The 1,063-nt window shown below is 35.1% G+C and carries 1 protein-coding gene and 1 pseudogene; both read right to left on the bottom strand.

All coding sequences use genetic code 11. The annotated features are described in order from the left end of the window. Positions 1-134: 134 nt before the first annotated feature. Complete coding sequence (locus tag O9324_RS11605) at positions 135-614, bottom strand: DUF3226 domain-containing protein (RefSeq protein WP_288140264.1); 480 nt, start codon at positions 612-614, stop codon at positions 135-137. Then, positions 607-924: pseudogene (locus tag O9324_RS11610) on the bottom strand (AAA family ATPase); the annotation flags it as partial. The pseudogene O9324_RS11610 and the gene O9324_RS11605, both read right to left, overlap by 8 nt. Positions 925-1,063 lie beyond the last annotated feature (139 nt).

Genomic DNA, 1,063 nt, shown 5'->3' on the forward strand with positions numbered 1-1,063 from the left:
ACAGCTACATCAAATGTTCCAAAAAAATATAGAAGAGCTAATGCAAATTAGCCGCTATCGGTTGAAGGATTACATCAAAGGACAAAGAGCTATATCGCTTGCCCTATCTACCTTCTAGCTCGCTTGTCCCCCTCTCAGCAATTTCTCCAGTCTTCTAAACAATCCGCATAGGTGGAATCTTGACTTTTAATCTTCTTGAGAACTGTTTCTAGTTTTCCTTGTCCGTCCACATTGGTAAAATAACAAGCAAATTCTGTGATTTGATCTTCTATTGTTGTCAATCTATAAAGCTGACTGGTTTCCCTAATATCTTCCGCTTCTGGATACACATTTTTTAGACAATCGTTAAGCCAATTTAGTCGCTCTGTCTTAGTGTCAGAATCTTGATCGATAATAATACCAACTTTAGGGATAGCTTTTTTACGAATAGTCGCCTTAATTTCCTCGAAAGTGCTGGTTAATTTAGCTTGATCTAAACCCTGTAAACATTTATAGTCATCTTCCTCAAAGCAAATCGGTTTATCTAACTGAATTTTGGTAAAATTTAAGTATTGCACTAGGGCTTCGATAAAAATTTTATCATTCTTGCTCTCGACGATTAATAAGTTACTCACCTCTCACCTCATTGCCATGTTTTAAGGCGTACTCTAAAGTGCTTAATTGTCTTTTAATACCAATAATTTTATCAGTTCTGGGACTCCTTGCTAGTTCAAAATAGGCCCCCTGTTCTGGATAATATTCTAACCCCACATCCGCAAAAGCTTGGATCATCTCTAAACTATGGGTTGTGGCAAAAATTTGGCTATCTAGTTCGATAGCTAATCGGAATAGCAGTTTCCAAAATTCTCTTTGATTAGTGTAATGTATGCCGTTTTCAATTTCATCAATTAATAAAATAGAACTTTCCTTTAATTTCAGTATTATGGCTCTTCCGAACTTGTCATGTAAAATTAAAGAAAAAACAGACAATTATTGCTGACCAATAAAACAATAATTTATCTTTAAAAGCTGACTATGCTTGCAATACAGCAATTTATTGGTTAAAATATAGACAGCCAAGACC

The sequence above is a fragment of the Microcystis sp. LE19-84.1B genome (genome assembly GCF_027531875.1).
Taxonomy (GTDB): Bacteria; Cyanobacteriota; Cyanobacteriia; order Cyanobacteriales; family Microcystaceae; genus Microcystis; species Microcystis panniformis.